Here is a 13,848-nt window from a genome sequence, read left to right on the forward strand (position 1 = left end):
GGCGTGATAGCCGAGAGGGTTTTTGAGGAACTTCACGCAGAGGAATAGTCTTCGACGACACCGTGACCGGCGTGTATGGCGCGAAGCCGGAAAGTTCAAATCCCGGCTCTGCGCTTTGCCTGATAGCCGCTGCGAAGGCATCAATCTGCCACTGTTCCATGCTCACGCTGCACCGCCTTTCAGGGCTCTTTTCGCGGAACGCAAAGTTTCCTGCGCGCCCCAACGTTCGCGTTCTGGCAACGCCTCAAGCTTGAGCAGTTCGGTCCATCCGATCACTTGATCACGTAGCGCCACCCGCAGCTGTTCGATCTCGGCGGATTGGGTTTTCGCCGCGTTTTCCAGCATCGAAACCTCTTCGCGCAGTGTGTCGTTCTCATCGGCGCAGGCGGAATTGTGTTTCGAGTGGTCTTCAAGCTCCGCCTCGAATGCCAGGAACATCGTTTTGACATCGGAAACCAGATGTTGAAGCTCTGGCAAATCTGGCACGCCTTCAATCGGAGTGGTCCGTTTCCCGATCTTGATCATTCGTTCGCTCGAAGCGCGGACATCTGGGTTGCTCATCATCCAATCTTCAATTTTCGGTTCCCCGATCACAGCCAGCGCCGCTTGCGCCTGTTCGATAGTGAAGTGGTAAGCTGAATCCCCGAAGCCATCCCTGAAGGCTTTGGCGTCATCAAATGTCATCTCGTCTTCGCTGCAATCCCAAATCGCACGGGCCACATCTTCGATCAGCTTGTCGTCATGTTTCGTCGTGTCAGTCATCCCAATTTCCTTTCTGTGTCCGATTGCGGTGCGTGGCCATGAGGCAAAAGACGGGGTTTCGATGGTGTCTTGCTGTGTGTCTGAGGATCGATCCCAACTCCACTTTCAAACCGGTGGCGGCTCCCGAAGAGCCACCGGGTATAGATAGAATATCTATAGGGACTTCCCGCCCGCAGACTGCCCGCAGCAATATCAATGACTTGCGACCCAACTTCCCGCACTTCCCGCAGACATCCCGCAAAGACTTCCCGCACCTTCACTTTCCGCAACAAAATCAACAATTTGCTTGCGGGATGTCCGCACATTTCAGAAATCACTTCCCGCACACTTCCCGCAGATATTTTTGCGCCGAAATTGATCATTTTTCCCTCCGGACAATCGCCTTGATCGGGTGCCGATCTGGACCGACAAGCGACCCGACAATGATCTCCTGATGGCTGAAAAGTTCTTCCATTGTCTTCTCGAAATTACGACGTGAAACGCCTCTGCCTTCCGGCATGCCGGCAAACATTTTCGGGGCGTATCTGGGGCTGTTTTTTGCATCGCTTGGCGGGCGTCCCTGATGGAGCGCGACATCGAGGCAGTGTAGGAATGCTTCGCGGCGGAATGTGGTTTTGGCATCCTCGCTGATCTGGTCAAGCAAGCCGCCCTGGCGCTCTTCCTCGGCAACGACATACCCGTCCTCGTAGCGCAGACGCACGTCGTAGCCGCTGGGTCCGTAGTTGGACTTCACGACGCGCAAAAGGCGGCCGTCCGGGTCTTCCTCGGCTTCCTCGTCCTTGAGCCCGGTCATGTAAAGCATCTGGCGAGCGCGGTTGCGAAACGCGGTTGATCCTGATGTACCCGTGCCGCTTTCAAGGCCGGATGCCGACGGATGCCAAAGCACAACGATTGCGCATTCGGCTTCCAGTGCCAGTTTTTGCAGACAGTCCATAAAGGCCGTTGCGTCTGTCCGGCTCAGTTCGTTGCCACCGAAAAAGTTGTACATGCTGTCAATGACAAGCAGGCCGATACCAAGATCAACAACGGCATTCGCCAGCAGGCAGAAAAACGGGCTTTCCTGCCATCCTTCATTATCGCGAAACAGGAACGGCGTTGCTGATCCGGTCTTGTCCCAGAGAATAAGCTGATCTTCATAATCACCGTGCTGTGCGTCGTGGCGCATGTTAATCACGTCAAGGCGGCGGTGCAGCTCGTCGCGGTCATCCTCGGCGCTGAGATATGCCGCCCGACGCAACATCACGTCCCGACCAAGCCATTTGCGACCAGAAGCGACCGCAGCAGCGAGCTGAAACATCACCGTCGATTTACCAATACCGCCATTGCCAGAGAACAGCGTCACGGCCTTGTCCGGTATCAGGTTATGAACAATCCAGTCACGCGGCTTTGGTTTGGTGCCCTGTAATGAGCTGGCATAAAACATGCCGTCGGTGCGCGCCCGTGCCTCAACGCTCTGGGCGACACGGCCCTGCGACATGCGCGGCCCATCGTTGGCGTGTTCTGTACGCTGTTGCCGCCTTGCTTCTTCAAGGGATACCGTCTTGTCGCTCATGCCGCCCCCTGAACTTCGTTTTGTTGTATGTGGATTTCCGGTGCGCGGGCCGCCTTAAACAGCCGGTCGATCTGCTCGGCTATTTCCAATGTGTCGCAAATGATCTGCGACGGGCCTGTCAGGGCAAACGCGCTGATTTCGTCCCAATCCACGATCACGCATCCCATCTGCTTTCCGACCAGATACCGGATCGGATCGGAAAAGACGTGCAGCGGAATGTCAAAGTGCCGGGCATAGTCCGGCGCATCCGGATTGATCATTGAGCACGGCGTGTCGTCGCGGCGAAACATGCGACCCGGTTGCCGTGGGCCGCAGGCGATCAAATTACCCCGCTCAAACGACAGGATTCCTCCACTGCCCAAAACAGGGATTTCAGGCACGACAATCACGCCGACGCCGTTCGGGTCCGGTTCCCATGTTCCGTTGTCATGTAGCTTGGCCTTTGTGGTGCCGTACCGTGCCATGCGGCCATACAGCCACGCGGGATCGACACCCTCGCCGATCAGCCAGCCATCTTGTGCTGCTGTTGTGTTTATGGCTGCTCTGGCGAACTCAGACAGGGGCATTGATATCCCCCTCAATCTTGGTATCCGCGACACGCGAAAGCGCGACAAGTTCATGTGCCAGTCTGGTATCGATGGTGGATGCTTCCGACGCCATGATCCGCAGTACTTCCGCCACGTCATGGGGCGTCCATGTTTTCTTTTTCAGAAAAGGCAGGATCGCGGAATTGGGAAAGTTCGACTGGATGAAATCAAGTGTGCTCATTCCGCCGCCTCCGCGTCGAACTTGCCGACCTCGTTGCCCCACGCATCCCAGCCCGGTCTTGTCTGGCGCGCGAAAAGCTCCAGATACGGGCCGTCAAACAGACCTTCGATCAGGTCATAGGTGCAGTCAGGCTTGCGACTGTGTTCACGTACCTGCGCCTCGATGAGGTTGCGTGTGGATCGGTTGTTGATAGATGGCTTGCCGCGTGTGCCGACAAGAAAAAGCTCGGTAGCGCTACGGAACACATATCCGGTGCCAAACGCGGTTTTGCCGTGCTTGGTTTTCTTGTGCCACGCACCGCCGGACTTGTAGGTAAAGCCCCACGCCTTCATAAGATCGATCGCTTCTGGCAACATGGGGAATGTCGCCCACATAAAGCAAACCGAGTCATTGTCCGCCGCAAATTCGACCGGGATGCGCTTGATCTCATCAAGGCTCTCGCAGCCGTAATGCGCCTGGGGTGACTTTTCCAATCCCTTGTCGGAATAGGTTTTGAACTGCCAAGGCGGATCGGCATAAATCACGCCGTATTTGAGGGATGGGAACTGCATCACTGCGGCAACTCCATTCCTGAGCGTTGCAGGTAATAGCCGCGCCGCCAGATTGTGCAGATATCAATCTCTGACCCTACCTGACGCAACTTCTTGCGAAGCGCTGAAACGGTGACTTGAAGAACGCTTGCCCAATGATCCGGCATGTCATCCGGATCCGGCCAAAGCACTTCCGCGATTTCGATATCTGAGCGGATGCCGGCATTCGGGTGATTGGCCAGCACGACAAACAGGCGCAACTCTGTTTGTCTCAGCGCAACGGCACCGTCTCTGGCGGCCAGAACGGCGCTGTCACAGCCCTTCGGGAAAATAATCCGTGTCGTCGGAAACTTCCGTTGCGCTGCCTTTTTAAGCTCCGCCTCCATCGGAAGCACGGCCCCGGACGGCGTGCCGCGACGTGGATTAAGCAAGCTTGGCGCTTTACGAAGCGATGCGTTACGCGGCGTATCCGGCCTGACAGACCAGTCGCGTTGTCCTGTGCTGATCTGGTTCATTGCGGATGCTCCAGCTTCGCTTCCTTCATGAGATAAAGGCCGCTGACCGGAGTGCGCCCGATGAAGCACTCGCCGGAATGGATGTCGTAGCGCGCCCCTGGCACAAGCTCTGCGGCCTTGGCGAACAGGTTGTGTTCGACCTGCATGTCACACTGCGTCTGGCTTACCGATTTCTCCGATCCGGAATCATCGATATGGATCCGGCGGGAATTGAGATATCGCACCACAGACGACCCGAGCAGGCCGTAGCGCTTGCCCAGCGTTTCACGGATTTTCAGCGGCGAAACGCTGGCGGCCATCATTTCCTTGGCATCGCTGGCCATCGCGTCACGCTTTTCCTGCGACAGAAACAGCGCGCCCTTTGCCCCGTTCGGAACAACAGTTACATCAATGTCGTATTTCTTGAGACGCACCGAGACCTGACGTTCAGTGAGGTTGAACTTCGCGGCGCATTCCTTGCGGACGCTGTCACGCGACCCGCCATTGTCGAGAAGCGTCTTGGCAAACGCCGTCATCTTCTCCATCACCGCCGGGTTAATACATCTGCTGTTTTTGTGAGCCGATAGAACAACCATCACCCACCCCGCTTCGAATTGACGTAATCGGGATCGGCCTTGCCGACGCGGCCCGCTGCAACTTCGCATTTCAGCGCTGCCAAGGTGATGTTGCGCATCTTTGCCCGTTCATCGGCGATCTTTTGCGTGTCACCGCTGATTTCTGCCTGACGCACCCATTCACCTTGCAAGGCGCGCTCAAGTTCAATTTCTTCGAAGGGTTCCAAGGTCATCAAACCAGTCCTTTCACCAAAGGGCGCAGCACGATTTCAAAACGGGGGTTGTTTCGGTCGATGTCGTGATAGACGTGCTTCTCGCGCACTTGCCGATCATTCCGGTAAATCAGGCCCTGCAGGGCATCCAGAATGATGCTTTCATCAAGGTCAGGGCGTTCGCTGGCGTAATAGATGCGAATGAACGCCACGAGCTTCTCAGTCATCAGCCGGGGCAACTGGTGAACCTGCTGCTTGACGGATGCCTCAAAGGCTCGCGCCTTGTCGGATTTGATCGAGGCCGGCCGATTGCCGAATTTGACAATCTTGCGGCTGTTGGCTTTTGATGCCGGTTCGCCATAGACAACCAGCCGGACCTCGTTTGTCATGATCAGGCCGCCTCGTTTTCTTCAGGAAACTCTGGCTGCTCGTCGCCAAGATCAGGCTGGCCATCGCCGATCATGTCCGGCTGGTCCGGTTCGGGCTGCGGCATATCGCCGCCGGTGTACTGGTTCTTTGAGCCGGCAACCACGATCAGAACGGGAAGGCCTTGCGCGTCATAAAGCGCGTGTCGGTCCTCGGCGTGCTGGGACATGGTCACAACACCTTTGATGCCGTCTTTAATCGTCACCTGATCGAGTTTTGCTTCGATCACGGTGCGGCCCTGACGGGCGATGGCGCGAATGGCCTGCCCGATCAGGTTTTCGGTATGTTCCGACAGACGGGCGATGAATTCTTTCTGCTCGTCTTCGCTCATTTCCTGCCAGGTCTTGGGCGCATTGCGAAACCAGTCACAGACGGCCCGGCTGTAATCACCTTTCAGGGTTTCAACGACGGCGCCGACTTCGTTCTCCGGCACTTCTTCATGTGTTTCAGACATTCTCTTTGCTCCTCAATGAAAGTTCTTTGCTCGTTTTCCCGCCAAACTCGGCGGTTGTGGTGCGGCCTTGGCGGAAAGAGCTTTCGCAACTTCATCCAACGGGACTTTGTGGATTGCCCGCCTATGCGCCGCTATTCAGGTTTCGCAACGCAATCGGTCCTGATGCCGCCGCACCGGTGAGACCATCTATTTTCGCCACTGTTGGGCTATCCCCGCGACGGGCCGCTGTGTCGCGCCAGCAGGAAGATGGTCTCGCCGCTACGTCGGCACCCCAAAGGCCGGACCCAATCTTCAAATCGGGTACCGGCTTGATGGGTTTCTGCCGTTTCACCAGACCGGCACCATGGGCCAGCGGTGAAGGCGGGTTGCGTCTTTCGGAGGGTCAGAACCGTGCATTGCTGCCTCCTGTTGGTGGTTAGATTGCGACGATGTGCTTGCGGTCGAGCTTTGCTTTTGCCCATTCAGGCTGTTGGGTTCCCGGCCACCCGAAGACATTCGAACCGAGGCCCATTGCCTTCATGCTTGCGCGGTTCTTTTCACGCTCACGCGCCCGGTATTCGCGCCACTTCGAAGGCTTCAATGCTTGGCGGCGGAAGTCACGCGCAGCCGGTTCTGTGGCGGTTAAATGAAAAGGAAGATCGATCGACGTAGCTTCCACTAAACGCATCGCCACCTCGGCAATCGACGGTCCAAAAATGGGACGGTTAAACATCAGCTTGCTTCCTTCTTGTTGAGACTGTGAACGTTACAGGACCGTTCGCCTTCAAGGGCATGAATGACCCGTTGAACTTCGGCGATCAGCTCGGCACCGGCGGAAATAATCGCTTCGCACTCCGCCGGGGTGCGGATATGTCCAGACGGACCTTTCGGGCACCTGCTGGCGCGGATGGTCTCGGCAAGCATCTGACAGCCGTTCAAGGTGCTGACGATTGTGTCCACGTCATCAATGGCGGGTGCTGCGGTGCCGGAACCGGCGCGCACCATGGCGCCAAAGGCCTCGCTGAAATGCTCGGCATTGCCGGTTTCAATCAGCTTGGCCGCCAGCTTCGCCGCATCGGAAAAACTGATGTTGTGGCTTGAAAGGTCCGGGTCGGAACACTGGCGATACAGCGACGTGCTTTTGCCCGTGGCATCAAAAATATCGGCATCTGACAAATGCCCGATGGCAAGATGGATGGCCTTGTGTTCCGTGGCTGCTTTGCGTTGCTTGGTCATCTGTGAGAATTCCTGTCTTCGATTTCACAGGACCGCGACACGGCCCTTGGTTAATCTCTGTCTTGTCCGGTTTGCTCCCCGGACCTGCTCCGCGAAAAGGGCCGGGACTGCGACGTTTTGGGAAGTGAAACAGTCCCGGCCTAGTTAATCAGGGAGGCACGTCTGGGAGACGTGTTGCCAGATAACCGACTGGCGGCGGATGCCCGGCGGGATAATCAGCGCCGGGAATTCGTTAGGCGGCGTTATTCTCCGCAGTGATTTCTTTGAAGAAGTCGTCGATTGGCACTTGGCCGTCGACCGCCTCGCTGATCTGACGGGCAATGTGATACGGGATGCTTTTCGATGAATTCAGGTGATATGAAATCTTCTGCTGTCCGACCTGAGAACGGCGAGACAGCTCCACCTGCGTTCCGCACAGGTCAATTGCCTTTTGCAGTGCCGTCTGATGGGGAGGCGTCTGGTCCATCTACAAATCTCCTTGTTGATAATTGCAAATTACAAATTTCAGATTTGCAAGTCAACAAAAAAATTTGTAGAGCGCGACAAAGTTCCATATGCGATACAAACGGAATGGAAACTCTTGCTGTTAGATTGACCCAAGCAATGCAACGGGCCGGACTTAATGAGTCCGAACTTGCCCGCAAGGTTGGTTTGAAACCGCAGACCATCAATTCGATCACGCGCGGCATCACGCAGCGGTCGCGATCGATGCCTGAAATTGCCGAAGCGCTTGGCGTTTCCCTTGATTGGCTGTTACGCGGATCTGGCGAGCCCGCAACAAATCATGATGCATTTGCCATGGAAGACGAGCCAATGACCTGGCCCGAGCCGGTCATGAAAGAGGATCTGCCGATCCGTGGAAGCGTCGACGGAATGAGTGATGGCGTGAAGCTGACAAAGCATCAGGGCCGTGACGACATACAGGGTTATACGTTCCGCCCGCGCCCGCTGCTTGGCAACCGGCATGCCTTTGCGGTTTACGCAAATGGCGAGGCTATGGCACCGCGCTATCTTCCGGGTGAAGTCCTGTGGATCGTTCCGGGCCTGCCACTCAAGCCCCGCCGCAATGTTCTGATAGAAATGAATGACGGAACTGCCATTGTGCGTCAGCTCGTGTCGTTCTCCAGCGCAGATATTGTCGTACGAACCTTGACCCCTGACGTGGAGTCGCACCTGTCACGCGACGATGTGCGACATGTGCACACGGTCGCCGGTTCTTGGGATATGTGATCTCTTCCAATGATTGTATAAACGTCCCGCCAAGACAGCATCGCTGTGATTTCCCTGATCGGGCGGATCGCTCTTTTACCTTTATCTGTGACGACAAGGCCCCACGTATAGCCACGAGCTATACCCTTGCGCAGTATAATGTTTTCACCAACAGGAAACCGATCCCCGCCGTCTTCCCCGGCGCGAACGCGAACCTTTATTGTTTTCTGATGCCCGCCAGACATACGTCCCTCCCCATTTAAGGATGCCGCTATTTTAATATTTCGTTACAACGCTCCCTGACCGCGGTCAGGCGGGAGCGTTCGTATACGAGCGGTGCCAGGGACCATCTGGCATAGGTGACGACCTCTCCCGCTGCGCGGGAAAAGCCAGATTCCATACAATCACGCGCATTTCCCACCAGCAAGCTCTCTTCTGGGTAGTTTTTCTTCTTACAAATAGGAACATTCGTATAGGTTTCTGCGGAAATTTGCAGAAATTTGAAAACGCATATTTGCAATTACAAATTTATTTGTTGACAGCATTACAGAAAAATTTGTAAGGTCGCCTCATCACAGCGAGAACCGCGCCAAGATCAATCAACCGGCGCACACAGGAGAGCGTGATGAGCAACAGTTATTACGACCTTGATGAAGTTGATTGCGAAAAGCAGATCGCGCTGATCAAGGAAGAGCAAAACAAGTTCGTCCGGGCGATGTTCAACCTGAAATACGAACTTATGCCTTCCGCCATTGACCCGGTCGCTGCCGACAAACTGCGCGAAATCCTTACCGACTTCGAAAGCGACATGATCGGCCTGACTGGCGACAACATCATTTCTGATCTGCAGGCGCGCATCGATGAAATTCGCGAGGAAGACGCCCGCGAAGATTACCGCGCCGAGGTACGTCACATGACCGCGCAACACGTCAGTCTTAAAGCAGCGATTTAACCTGATCGAAGCCGGGTCACGGCCCGGTTTTCTTGAGGTTTAACCAATGGAGATAGAAATGGCAGACAAGATTATTGACACCGACGAACTCGCAGAAATTGAAGCGGACGGCGAATGGGGCGATGAAGAGCAAGAGGTCAGCGACATCGCTGCCACGGAACAAGCGACCGGCGACAAAATGGAATTCCACGTTCAGATGCGTGGGTACACGCTTGCCGACATGGAAGACCTGATTATCGGGGCCGCAGCGCGGCAGCTTCTTGGCGCTCATAACAACACAAAATTGGCGAAGGATATTCAGGATCGGTGCGTTGAGCTAACGCGCAAGCACGCCGACGAAGCGCTAAGCAAGGTCACAGCTGAAATCATAGATCAGCCAATCATGCCGTCATTTGGCAGCAAGGAGCCTGTGACAATGCGAGAATTCATCGGGCTGTGCGGACGCGAATACCTGACTGAATGGGTTGACCGGAGTGGCAAACCATCAAGAGACGTGTACTCGACGAACAGAATGCCGCGCGCCGCATTTATAGCCCAGCAGTGCCTTGAGAAGGTTTTTGAGAAAGAGATCAAAACTGCGACTTCGATGGTTATTGGCGAAATCAAGACTGCTGTCCGCGCAAGCCATGAAAAGTTCATCGAAGAAGAAAAGGCCCGCGTTCTCGAAGCGATCAACAAAACACTTGAACCCAAAAAATGACATTCACCGCAGCGCATCTGCGGGTGCGTTGTCATGAGTTTCAGCAAGGAGCAGGTTATGAGCGGTCTACAGATTAGTAAGGGTGAAATTACCGCTGCCAAAGTCAAGCACGCAGGAGTTGATGATGGCGATTACGTGATAGCCATTGTTTCGCCTGACGATGGTGAACGGGCGTACACTTTGTCAACGCCAAGTGATCCGTCTGGTGTCGATCAAGGCTACCAGAACGCTGAGTTTATTCGGGGCTGCTTTATCGTCGCCAACCAAACCGGCCTCACACCCAAGCAGTTGCTTGAACAGCGAGATGAGTTGCTGTCTTCCGTCAAACTGTTCCGCGACACAATTGAATACCTGATCAAAGCTGATCGTGTTGCTGGCGATGACGAAGGTGCGCGCCTCAAGTCATTCACGCTTGAAAGCGTTGAAGAGTTGATCGCCAAAGCCGAGGGCCAGTTATGACCCACATCAACGAAAACACGATCCGCAACACGCCGGAAGTACATGACCGCGAATGGGAGCCAGAACTGTCTCCGCGTCATGAATGGGTGAAGTTCTTCTCCTTGGTCGGGCCGCTGCTTATCGGCATCACGGCATTCCTGTACGCAGGCCGCGAGATCGTCTCGATTGTTTCGGGCTGGCTGTCATGATCCCTCAATCCGTAATAGAGGCGCGCCGCCGAGAGGCCCACGCGATCCTCTGCGATGTAACGGCCACGCTGCAACGGAAACGCTTGGCCGAGAGATTTCTCAAACAGTGGGGTGTGTGATGGTTACAGTTATCGCAACACGCAAAGACCTTATCGAAGGCTTCATGTGGCCGGATCATCTGCCGGTGGCGACATGCGCTTGGATGTCTGACGGCCGTCGGGTCGGAACCGTTCAGGTGATGAAATCAAACGTTCGTGAATATCTTGGCGCACCGTATTTCAGATGGAAACCGGCATACGAAAGGCACGTCGAAGAAACCCGTGCCCGCATGGATGGCCAGCTATGACCGCCCTATTCCACAAACTCACCCGACCATTCAGGAAATGGATAAGTCACAGAAGGATGTTTCAGTGATGAGTAGCATTTTGCAGCGCGTCCATAAGGCGCTCAAACATCGAATAGCCCACAACGAACCTTGGGCGCTTTTGCATACATGCGCGGTCGAGATCGAGAAGCGTGACACCCTCATCACTGAACTGGTTGGGGCGTTGGAGGATGCGAAAAAGTCAATTGAGCACCTGCCGGAAAACGTTCTTGGGCGTACCAGTGTTGATAACATCCATACCGGAGAGCCGTCTTTCGATTATCCGATCAAAGATGAGTTGATGAGCATCATTCAAGCCGCCATCACCAAAGCCAAAGGGGCTGAGTGATGGGAAAGCGCGCCTATCCGACCACCGTCAAAGACTTTGAATCCCTGCGCGACCGGTTCGTCGCATGGCTTGAGGCGCGCGGTAGTCAGATCCATGCCACCACCAACGATTATGAACTGATCAGGTTCACAACGTTTCGCGGCATGGGTGTGATTTATCGCAACAAAAAGGACTGGGTTTCGAGCGCCAGCAATGGCGCCGCTCAGGCCCTGAGCGCCTTTCTCGACGGTTCGGAATGGCGTGCGCAAACAAAGCCATCACGCGGCAACCGAAAACGGCACGGATTAATCATGTCGCTGATCGAACGTGACGGCGAAACATGCGCCTTTTGCGGGGGTGGCCTGACGGTCGAAACGGCGACCATTGAACACTTTGTTCCGATCACGCAAGGCGGGCCCAACAAACTCAGCAACATGATGCTGGCCCACGAAGCCTGCAATCAGAAAGCAGGCCATCTGGATGTACGCGCCAAATTGGAACTGGCGATCAGCATGAGGAAGGCGCAATGACCCAAATCACCGAACCGGGGATGGAATACGACTCCCTGCACAACACGCTGCCGGACTTTGATCCGTTCGAGATGCCGGAGGCGGAGCCAATCCCCTTGCCCGACAACGCCTATGGCGACGGTGTGTATTTCGGTCTTGCCGAGGATGTGTATCACGCTCAGCCACGCCTTTCAGCATCCGGTATCAAGGCGACACAGGCCAGCATCGAGGACTTCTGGCACGACAGTTGGATGAACCCGCTGCCGGATCGCGAGGAAAAAGACAGCTTGACGCTGGGCAATGCCTATCACGCACGCATTCTGGAAGGCCGTGAAGCACTGGACCGGCAATTTGCGCCGTTCCTCAACAAGGGTGATTACCCGGGCGCGCTCGAAACGGTTTCAGACTTGAAGGTACGGCTTGCCTGTCTTGGCCTAAAGGTCGGAGGCAACAAGCCTGATCTGATTGAACGGCTCAAGGCCGCAGATCCGGATGCTGTTATCTGGGACGATGTTGTTTCGGAATATGCCAAGAAACATGCAGGCAAGATGTTTCTGCATGCTGATCAGCTGCAGCGCATCGAATACGCCGCAGCGTTTATCGAAAAACACCCGACCTTGGGCAAGGCATTTCGGGGCGGACATCCGGAAGTCACGATCCTTTGGACCGATCGCGAAACCGGCGTTCGCATGAAGTCGCGCATTGATTACCTGAAACCACGGGCCATCATCGATCTGAAATCGTTTGCCAACAAGTCGATGAAGAACATCGAGCGCGCCATCACCGGCGAGATTGCCAATTACCGCTATTTCATTCAGGCCGCTGTGTATTGCGAAGCACTGGATCAGGCGAAGGAACTGGTCAAGGCGGGCAAGGTGATCGGTGATGTTGATCAGGACTGGCTCAAGCATTGCTGCGCCACGCCGGAACATCAATTCATGTTCGTGTTCCAGAAATCGACCAAGGCCCCGCTGGTGCGGGCCCGGATTATCCCGCGTGACCGGATGCTGATCGAAAGCGGCCGTTCCGCCATGAAGATCGGCATGCGCCAGTTCCGTGAATTTTATGACCGTTTCGGCGACCAGGGGGAACCTTGGATCGATATCGAAGCCATGCAGCCGGTGAATGTCGAAGACGACGAAATCCCGATCTGGGCGTTTGAATAGGAGGACTATCATGACGAACGCAGTTGCAACGATTGAACAGGCCAAGGCCACGGCAAAAGCCGCGACCAAGGTTAATGCGGTTATTCCGCAGAACCGCCAGCAGATCAGCGAGTTTTCCGCCGATCTGATCGCGGCGGGTATGGTGCCAAACAGCTACAACAAGGGCAGCGCGCAAGAAGTGCATGCCAAGCTGTGCATGTGCATCACCAAGGGCCTTGAGATCGGCATGCCGCCGATGATGGCGCTGCAATCGATCTACATCATCAACAACATCCCGGCGATCTATGGCGATGGCGCAATTGCTCTGGTTCAGCGCAGCGGAAAGATCGAATGGATGAAAGAAACCATCGAAGGCAAAGGCGGCACAGATAACTGGACCGCTGTTTGCGAGATCAAGCGCGTCGGTCAGGAAGAACCATATCGCCGCACGTTCAGTTTCGAACAGGCCAAGCGCGCCAAGCTGGCATCCAAGCCCGGACCATGGATGGCTTACCCCGAACGCATGTTGCAGATGCGCGCGCGTGCGCTTGCCCTACGTGACGGTTTCGCAGACGTTCTGTGCGGCCTTGGCATTGCCGAGGAAGTGCAGGATATCCCGGTACAGCATGAACCGGCCTCAACCTCGTTCCTTGACGATGGCGACGACGCCGCCGCGATTGAGGACCACAGCGATGAGCAGCCGCAGGAAGAACAGCCGGCCAACGATGGGCACGATATCGAAGCACCGGCATTCGATCCGGAACAGCCCGGCGCATGGCTCATTGAGGCGCAGGAAACGATTAACACCTGCCAGAACGTCTCTGACCTCGCGCACGTCTGGAAGGGCTTGCAGCAGGGAATTAACGCGCTTGGCGATGACAGCCGGATCAATGGCCTGATCGCCGCCAAAGACAAACGAAAAGAACAGCTTTCCCAAGAAGCAGCATAACAAAACGGCGCTGACAAGGCTGCAACCTCGCCAGCGCCCATCAATCCCCGCACTCGT

23 protein-coding genes are annotated in these 13,848 nt (G+C 55.5%); 10 read left to right on the top strand and 13 right to left on the bottom strand.

Annotation, left to right across the window (positions count from 1 at the left end; translation table 11 throughout):
* Window positions 1-162: 162 nt before the first annotated feature.
* The 13 genes from TH4_RS18020 to TH4_RS20720 form a co-directional block, all read right to left on the bottom strand.
* Entirely contained in the window at window positions 163-762 is a 600-nt protein-coding gene (locus TH4_RS18020) for a hypothetical protein (protein ID WP_064782223.1), read from the bottom strand.
* A gap of 358 nt (window positions 763-1,120) precedes the next feature.
* Entirely contained in the window at window positions 1,121-2,314 is a 1,194-nt protein-coding gene (locus tag TH4_RS18025) for an AAA family ATPase (RefSeq protein WP_064782224.1), read from the bottom strand.
* On the bottom strand, window positions 2,311-2,880 hold the full coding sequence (locus tag TH4_RS18030) for a hypothetical protein (RefSeq protein WP_064782225.1): 570 nt from the start codon (window positions 2,878-2,880) through the stop codon (window positions 2,311-2,313). The genes TH4_RS18025 and TH4_RS18030 overlap by 4 nt, the downstream gene beginning before the upstream one ends.
* Entirely contained in the window at window positions 2,867-3,082 is a 216-nt protein-coding gene (locus tag TH4_RS18035; RefSeq protein ID WP_064782226.1) for a hypothetical protein, read from the bottom strand. Before TH4_RS18035 ends, TH4_RS18030 begins: the two co-directional genes overlap by 14 nt.
* Complete coding sequence (locus TH4_RS18040) at window positions 3,079-3,633, bottom strand: MT-A70 family methyltransferase (protein WP_064782227.1); 555 nt, start codon at window positions 3,631-3,633, stop codon at window positions 3,079-3,081. The genes TH4_RS18035 and TH4_RS18040 overlap by 4 nt, the downstream gene beginning before the upstream one ends.
* On the bottom strand, window positions 3,633-4,127 hold the full coding sequence (locus tag TH4_RS18045; protein ID WP_064782228.1) for a helix-turn-helix domain-containing protein: 495 nt from the start codon (window positions 4,125-4,127) through the stop codon (window positions 3,633-3,635). The genes TH4_RS18040 and TH4_RS18045 overlap by 1 nt, the downstream gene beginning before the upstream one ends.
* Window positions 4,124-4,642: a hypothetical protein gene (locus tag TH4_RS18050; RefSeq protein WP_157097793.1), complete on the bottom strand. Its 519-nt coding sequence runs from the start codon at window positions 4,640-4,642 to the stop codon at window positions 4,124-4,126. The genes TH4_RS18045 and TH4_RS18050 overlap by 4 nt, the downstream gene beginning before the upstream one ends.
* Before the next feature lie 59 nt (window positions 4,643-4,701).
* On the bottom strand, window positions 4,702-4,914 hold the full coding sequence (locus TH4_RS18055) for a hypothetical protein (protein WP_064782230.1): 213 nt from the start codon (window positions 4,912-4,914) through the stop codon (window positions 4,702-4,704).
* On the bottom strand, window positions 4,914-5,282 hold the full coding sequence (locus tag TH4_RS18060; RefSeq protein WP_064782231.1) for a RusA family crossover junction endodeoxyribonuclease: 369 nt from the start codon (window positions 5,280-5,282) through the stop codon (window positions 4,914-4,916). The genes TH4_RS18055 and TH4_RS18060 overlap by 1 nt, the downstream gene beginning before the upstream one ends.
* Window positions 5,283-5,284: 2 nt before the next feature.
* The gene (locus tag TH4_RS18065; protein ID WP_064782232.1) at window positions 5,285-5,773 is read right to left on the bottom strand and encodes an HMG-box domain-containing protein; all 489 of its coding nucleotides are present in this window, start codon (window positions 5,771-5,773) and stop codon (window positions 5,285-5,287) included.
* A gap of 415 nt (window positions 5,774-6,188) precedes the next feature.
* Complete coding sequence (locus tag TH4_RS18070; protein ID WP_064782233.1) at window positions 6,189-6,485, bottom strand: hypothetical protein; 297 nt, start codon at window positions 6,483-6,485, stop codon at window positions 6,189-6,191.
* Entirely contained in the window at window positions 6,485-6,988 is a 504-nt protein-coding gene (locus TH4_RS18075) for a hypothetical protein (RefSeq protein ID WP_064782234.1), read from the bottom strand. The genes TH4_RS18070 and TH4_RS18075 overlap by 1 nt, the downstream gene beginning before the upstream one ends.
* Window positions 6,989-7,220: 232 nt before the next feature.
* Window positions 7,221-7,454 carry a YdaS family helix-turn-helix protein gene (locus tag TH4_RS20720; RefSeq protein WP_064782235.1) on the bottom strand — a complete coding sequence of 78 codons (234 nt, stop codon included), beginning with the start codon at window positions 7,452-7,454 and terminating at the stop codon, window positions 7,221-7,223.
* Window positions 7,455-7,591: 137 nt separating this feature from the next.
* Between TH4_RS20720 and TH4_RS18085 the strand changes: the two genes are divergently transcribed.
* The 10 genes from TH4_RS18085 to TH4_RS18130 all read left to right on the top strand — a co-directional run bounded on the left by TH4_RS18085 (window position 7,592) and on the right by TH4_RS18130 (window position 13,791).
* Window positions 7,592-8,218, top strand: coding sequence for a helix-turn-helix domain-containing protein (locus TH4_RS18085; protein WP_064782236.1), 627 nt, complete (start codon window positions 7,592-7,594; stop codon window positions 8,216-8,218).
* Between the two features lie 604 nt (window positions 8,219-8,822).
* Window positions 8,823-9,149, top strand: a complete 327-nt coding sequence (locus tag TH4_RS18090; RefSeq protein ID WP_064782237.1) for a hypothetical protein — start codon at window positions 8,823-8,825, stop codon at window positions 9,147-9,149.
* 58 nt (window positions 9,150-9,207) lie between these two features.
* The gene (locus tag TH4_RS18095; protein WP_157097794.1) at window positions 9,208-9,849 is read left to right on the top strand and encodes a hypothetical protein; all 642 of its coding nucleotides are present in this window, start codon (window positions 9,208-9,210) and stop codon (window positions 9,847-9,849) included.
* 33 nt (window positions 9,850-9,882) lie between these two features.
* Window positions 9,883-10,308, top strand: a complete 426-nt coding sequence (locus TH4_RS18100) for a hypothetical protein (protein ID WP_064782239.1) — start codon at window positions 9,883-9,885, stop codon at window positions 10,306-10,308.
* Entirely contained in the window at window positions 10,305-10,496 is a 192-nt protein-coding gene (locus TH4_RS18105; protein WP_064782240.1) for a hypothetical protein, read from the top strand. Before TH4_RS18100 ends, TH4_RS18105 begins: the two co-directional genes overlap by 4 nt.
* 118 nt (window positions 10,497-10,614) lie before the next feature.
* Window positions 10,615-10,842 (top strand): hypothetical protein, encoded by a 228-nt coding sequence (locus TH4_RS18110; RefSeq protein WP_064782241.1) that lies wholly within the window; start codon window positions 10,615-10,617, stop codon window positions 10,840-10,842.
* The gene (locus TH4_RS18115) at window positions 10,829-11,209 is read left to right on the top strand and encodes a hypothetical protein (RefSeq protein WP_157097795.1); all 381 of its coding nucleotides are present in this window, start codon (window positions 10,829-10,831) and stop codon (window positions 11,207-11,209) included. The genes TH4_RS18110 and TH4_RS18115 overlap by 14 nt, the downstream gene beginning before the upstream one ends.
* Window positions 11,209-11,718, top strand: a complete 510-nt coding sequence (locus TH4_RS18120; RefSeq protein WP_064782243.1) for an HNH endonuclease — start codon at window positions 11,209-11,211, stop codon at window positions 11,716-11,718. The genes TH4_RS18115 and TH4_RS18120 overlap by 1 nt, the downstream gene beginning before the upstream one ends.
* Window positions 11,715-12,863, top strand: coding sequence for an SAP domain-containing protein (locus TH4_RS18125; protein WP_064782244.1), 1,149 nt, complete (start codon window positions 11,715-11,717; stop codon window positions 12,861-12,863). The genes TH4_RS18120 and TH4_RS18125 overlap by 4 nt, the downstream gene beginning before the upstream one ends.
* 10 nt (window positions 12,864-12,873) lie before the next feature.
* Window positions 12,874-13,791 (top strand): recombinase RecT, encoded by a 918-nt coding sequence (locus TH4_RS18130; RefSeq protein WP_064782245.1) that lies wholly within the window; start codon window positions 12,874-12,876, stop codon window positions 13,789-13,791.
* The last annotated feature ends 57 nt before the right edge of the window (window positions 13,792-13,848 follow it).

Origin of the sequence: Thalassospira tepidiphila MCCC 1A03514, assembly GCF_001662875.1 — a bacterium.
Taxonomy (GTDB): domain Bacteria; phylum Pseudomonadota; class Alphaproteobacteria; order Rhodospirillales; family Thalassospiraceae; genus Thalassospira; species Thalassospira tepidiphila.

Excerpts from the sequence above, each read along its gene's own strand:
- TH4_RS18045 (WP_064782228.1), bottom strand. The coding sequence starts at position 4,127 with ATGAACCAGATCAGCACAGGACAACGCGACTGGTCTGTCAGGCCGGAT.
- TH4_RS18070 (WP_064782233.1), bottom strand. The coding sequence starts at position 6,485 with ATGTTTAACCGTCCCATTTTTGGACCGTCGATTGCCGAGGTGGCGATG.
- TH4_RS18130 (WP_064782245.1), top strand. The coding sequence starts at position 12,874 with ATGACGAACGCAGTTGCAACGATTGAACAGGCCAAGGCCACGGCAAAA.
- TH4_RS18055 (WP_064782230.1), bottom strand. The coding sequence starts at position 4,914 with ATGACCTTGGAACCCTTCGAAGAAATTGAACTTGAGCGCGCCTTGCAA.
- TH4_RS18105 (WP_064782240.1), top strand. The coding sequence starts at position 10,305 with ATGACCCACATCAACGAAAACACGATCCGCAACACGCCGGAAGTACAT.
- TH4_RS18100 (WP_064782239.1), top strand. The coding sequence starts at position 9,883 with ATGAGTTTCAGCAAGGAGCAGGTTATGAGCGGTCTACAGATTAGTAAG.
- TH4_RS18040 (WP_064782227.1), bottom strand. The coding sequence starts at position 3,633 with ATGCAGTTCCCATCCCTCAAATACGGCGTGATTTATGCCGATCCGCCT.
- TH4_RS18120 (WP_064782243.1), top strand. The coding sequence starts at position 11,209 with ATGGGAAAGCGCGCCTATCCGACCACCGTCAAAGACTTTGAATCCCTG.
- TH4_RS20720 (WP_064782235.1), bottom strand. The coding sequence starts at position 7,454 with ATGGACCAGACGCCTCCCCATCAGACGGCACTGCAAAAGGCAATTGAC.
- TH4_RS18090 (WP_064782237.1), top strand. The coding sequence starts at position 8,823 with ATGAGCAACAGTTATTACGACCTTGATGAAGTTGATTGCGAAAAGCAG.
- TH4_RS18065 (WP_064782232.1), bottom strand. The coding sequence starts at position 5,773 with ATGTCTGAAACACATGAAGAAGTGCCGGAGAACGAAGTCGGCGCCGTC.
- TH4_RS18020 (WP_064782223.1), bottom strand. The coding sequence starts at position 762 with ATGACTGACACGACGAAACATGACGACAAGCTGATCGAAGATGTGGCC.
- TH4_RS18030 (WP_064782225.1), bottom strand. The coding sequence starts at position 2,880 with ATGCCCCTGTCTGAGTTCGCCAGAGCAGCCATAAACACAACAGCAGCA.
- TH4_RS18075 (WP_064782234.1), bottom strand. The coding sequence starts at position 6,988 with ATGACCAAGCAACGCAAAGCAGCCACGGAACACAAGGCCATCCATCTT.
- TH4_RS18035 (WP_064782226.1), bottom strand. The coding sequence starts at position 3,082 with ATGAGCACACTTGATTTCATCCAGTCGAACTTTCCCAATTCCGCGATC.
- TH4_RS18115 (WP_157097795.1), top strand. The coding sequence starts at position 10,829 with ATGGCCAGCTATGACCGCCCTATTCCACAAACTCACCCGACCATTCAG.
- TH4_RS18025 (WP_064782224.1), bottom strand. The coding sequence starts at position 2,314 with ATGAGCGACAAGACGGTATCCCTTGAAGAAGCAAGGCGGCAACAGCGT.
- TH4_RS18125 (WP_064782244.1), top strand. The coding sequence starts at position 11,715 with ATGACCCAAATCACCGAACCGGGGATGGAATACGACTCCCTGCACAAC.
- TH4_RS18110 (WP_064782241.1), top strand. The coding sequence starts at position 10,615 with ATGGTTACAGTTATCGCAACACGCAAAGACCTTATCGAAGGCTTCATG.
- TH4_RS18060 (WP_064782231.1), bottom strand. The coding sequence starts at position 5,282 with ATGACAAACGAGGTCCGGCTGGTTGTCTATGGCGAACCGGCATCAAAA.
- TH4_RS18050 (WP_157097793.1), bottom strand. The coding sequence starts at position 4,642 with ATGACGGCGTTTGCCAAGACGCTTCTCGACAATGGCGGGTCGCGTGAC.
- TH4_RS18085 (WP_064782236.1), top strand. The coding sequence starts at position 7,592 with ATGCAACGGGCCGGACTTAATGAGTCCGAACTTGCCCGCAAGGTTGGT.
- TH4_RS18095 (WP_157097794.1), top strand. The coding sequence starts at position 9,208 with ATGGCAGACAAGATTATTGACACCGACGAACTCGCAGAAATTGAAGCG.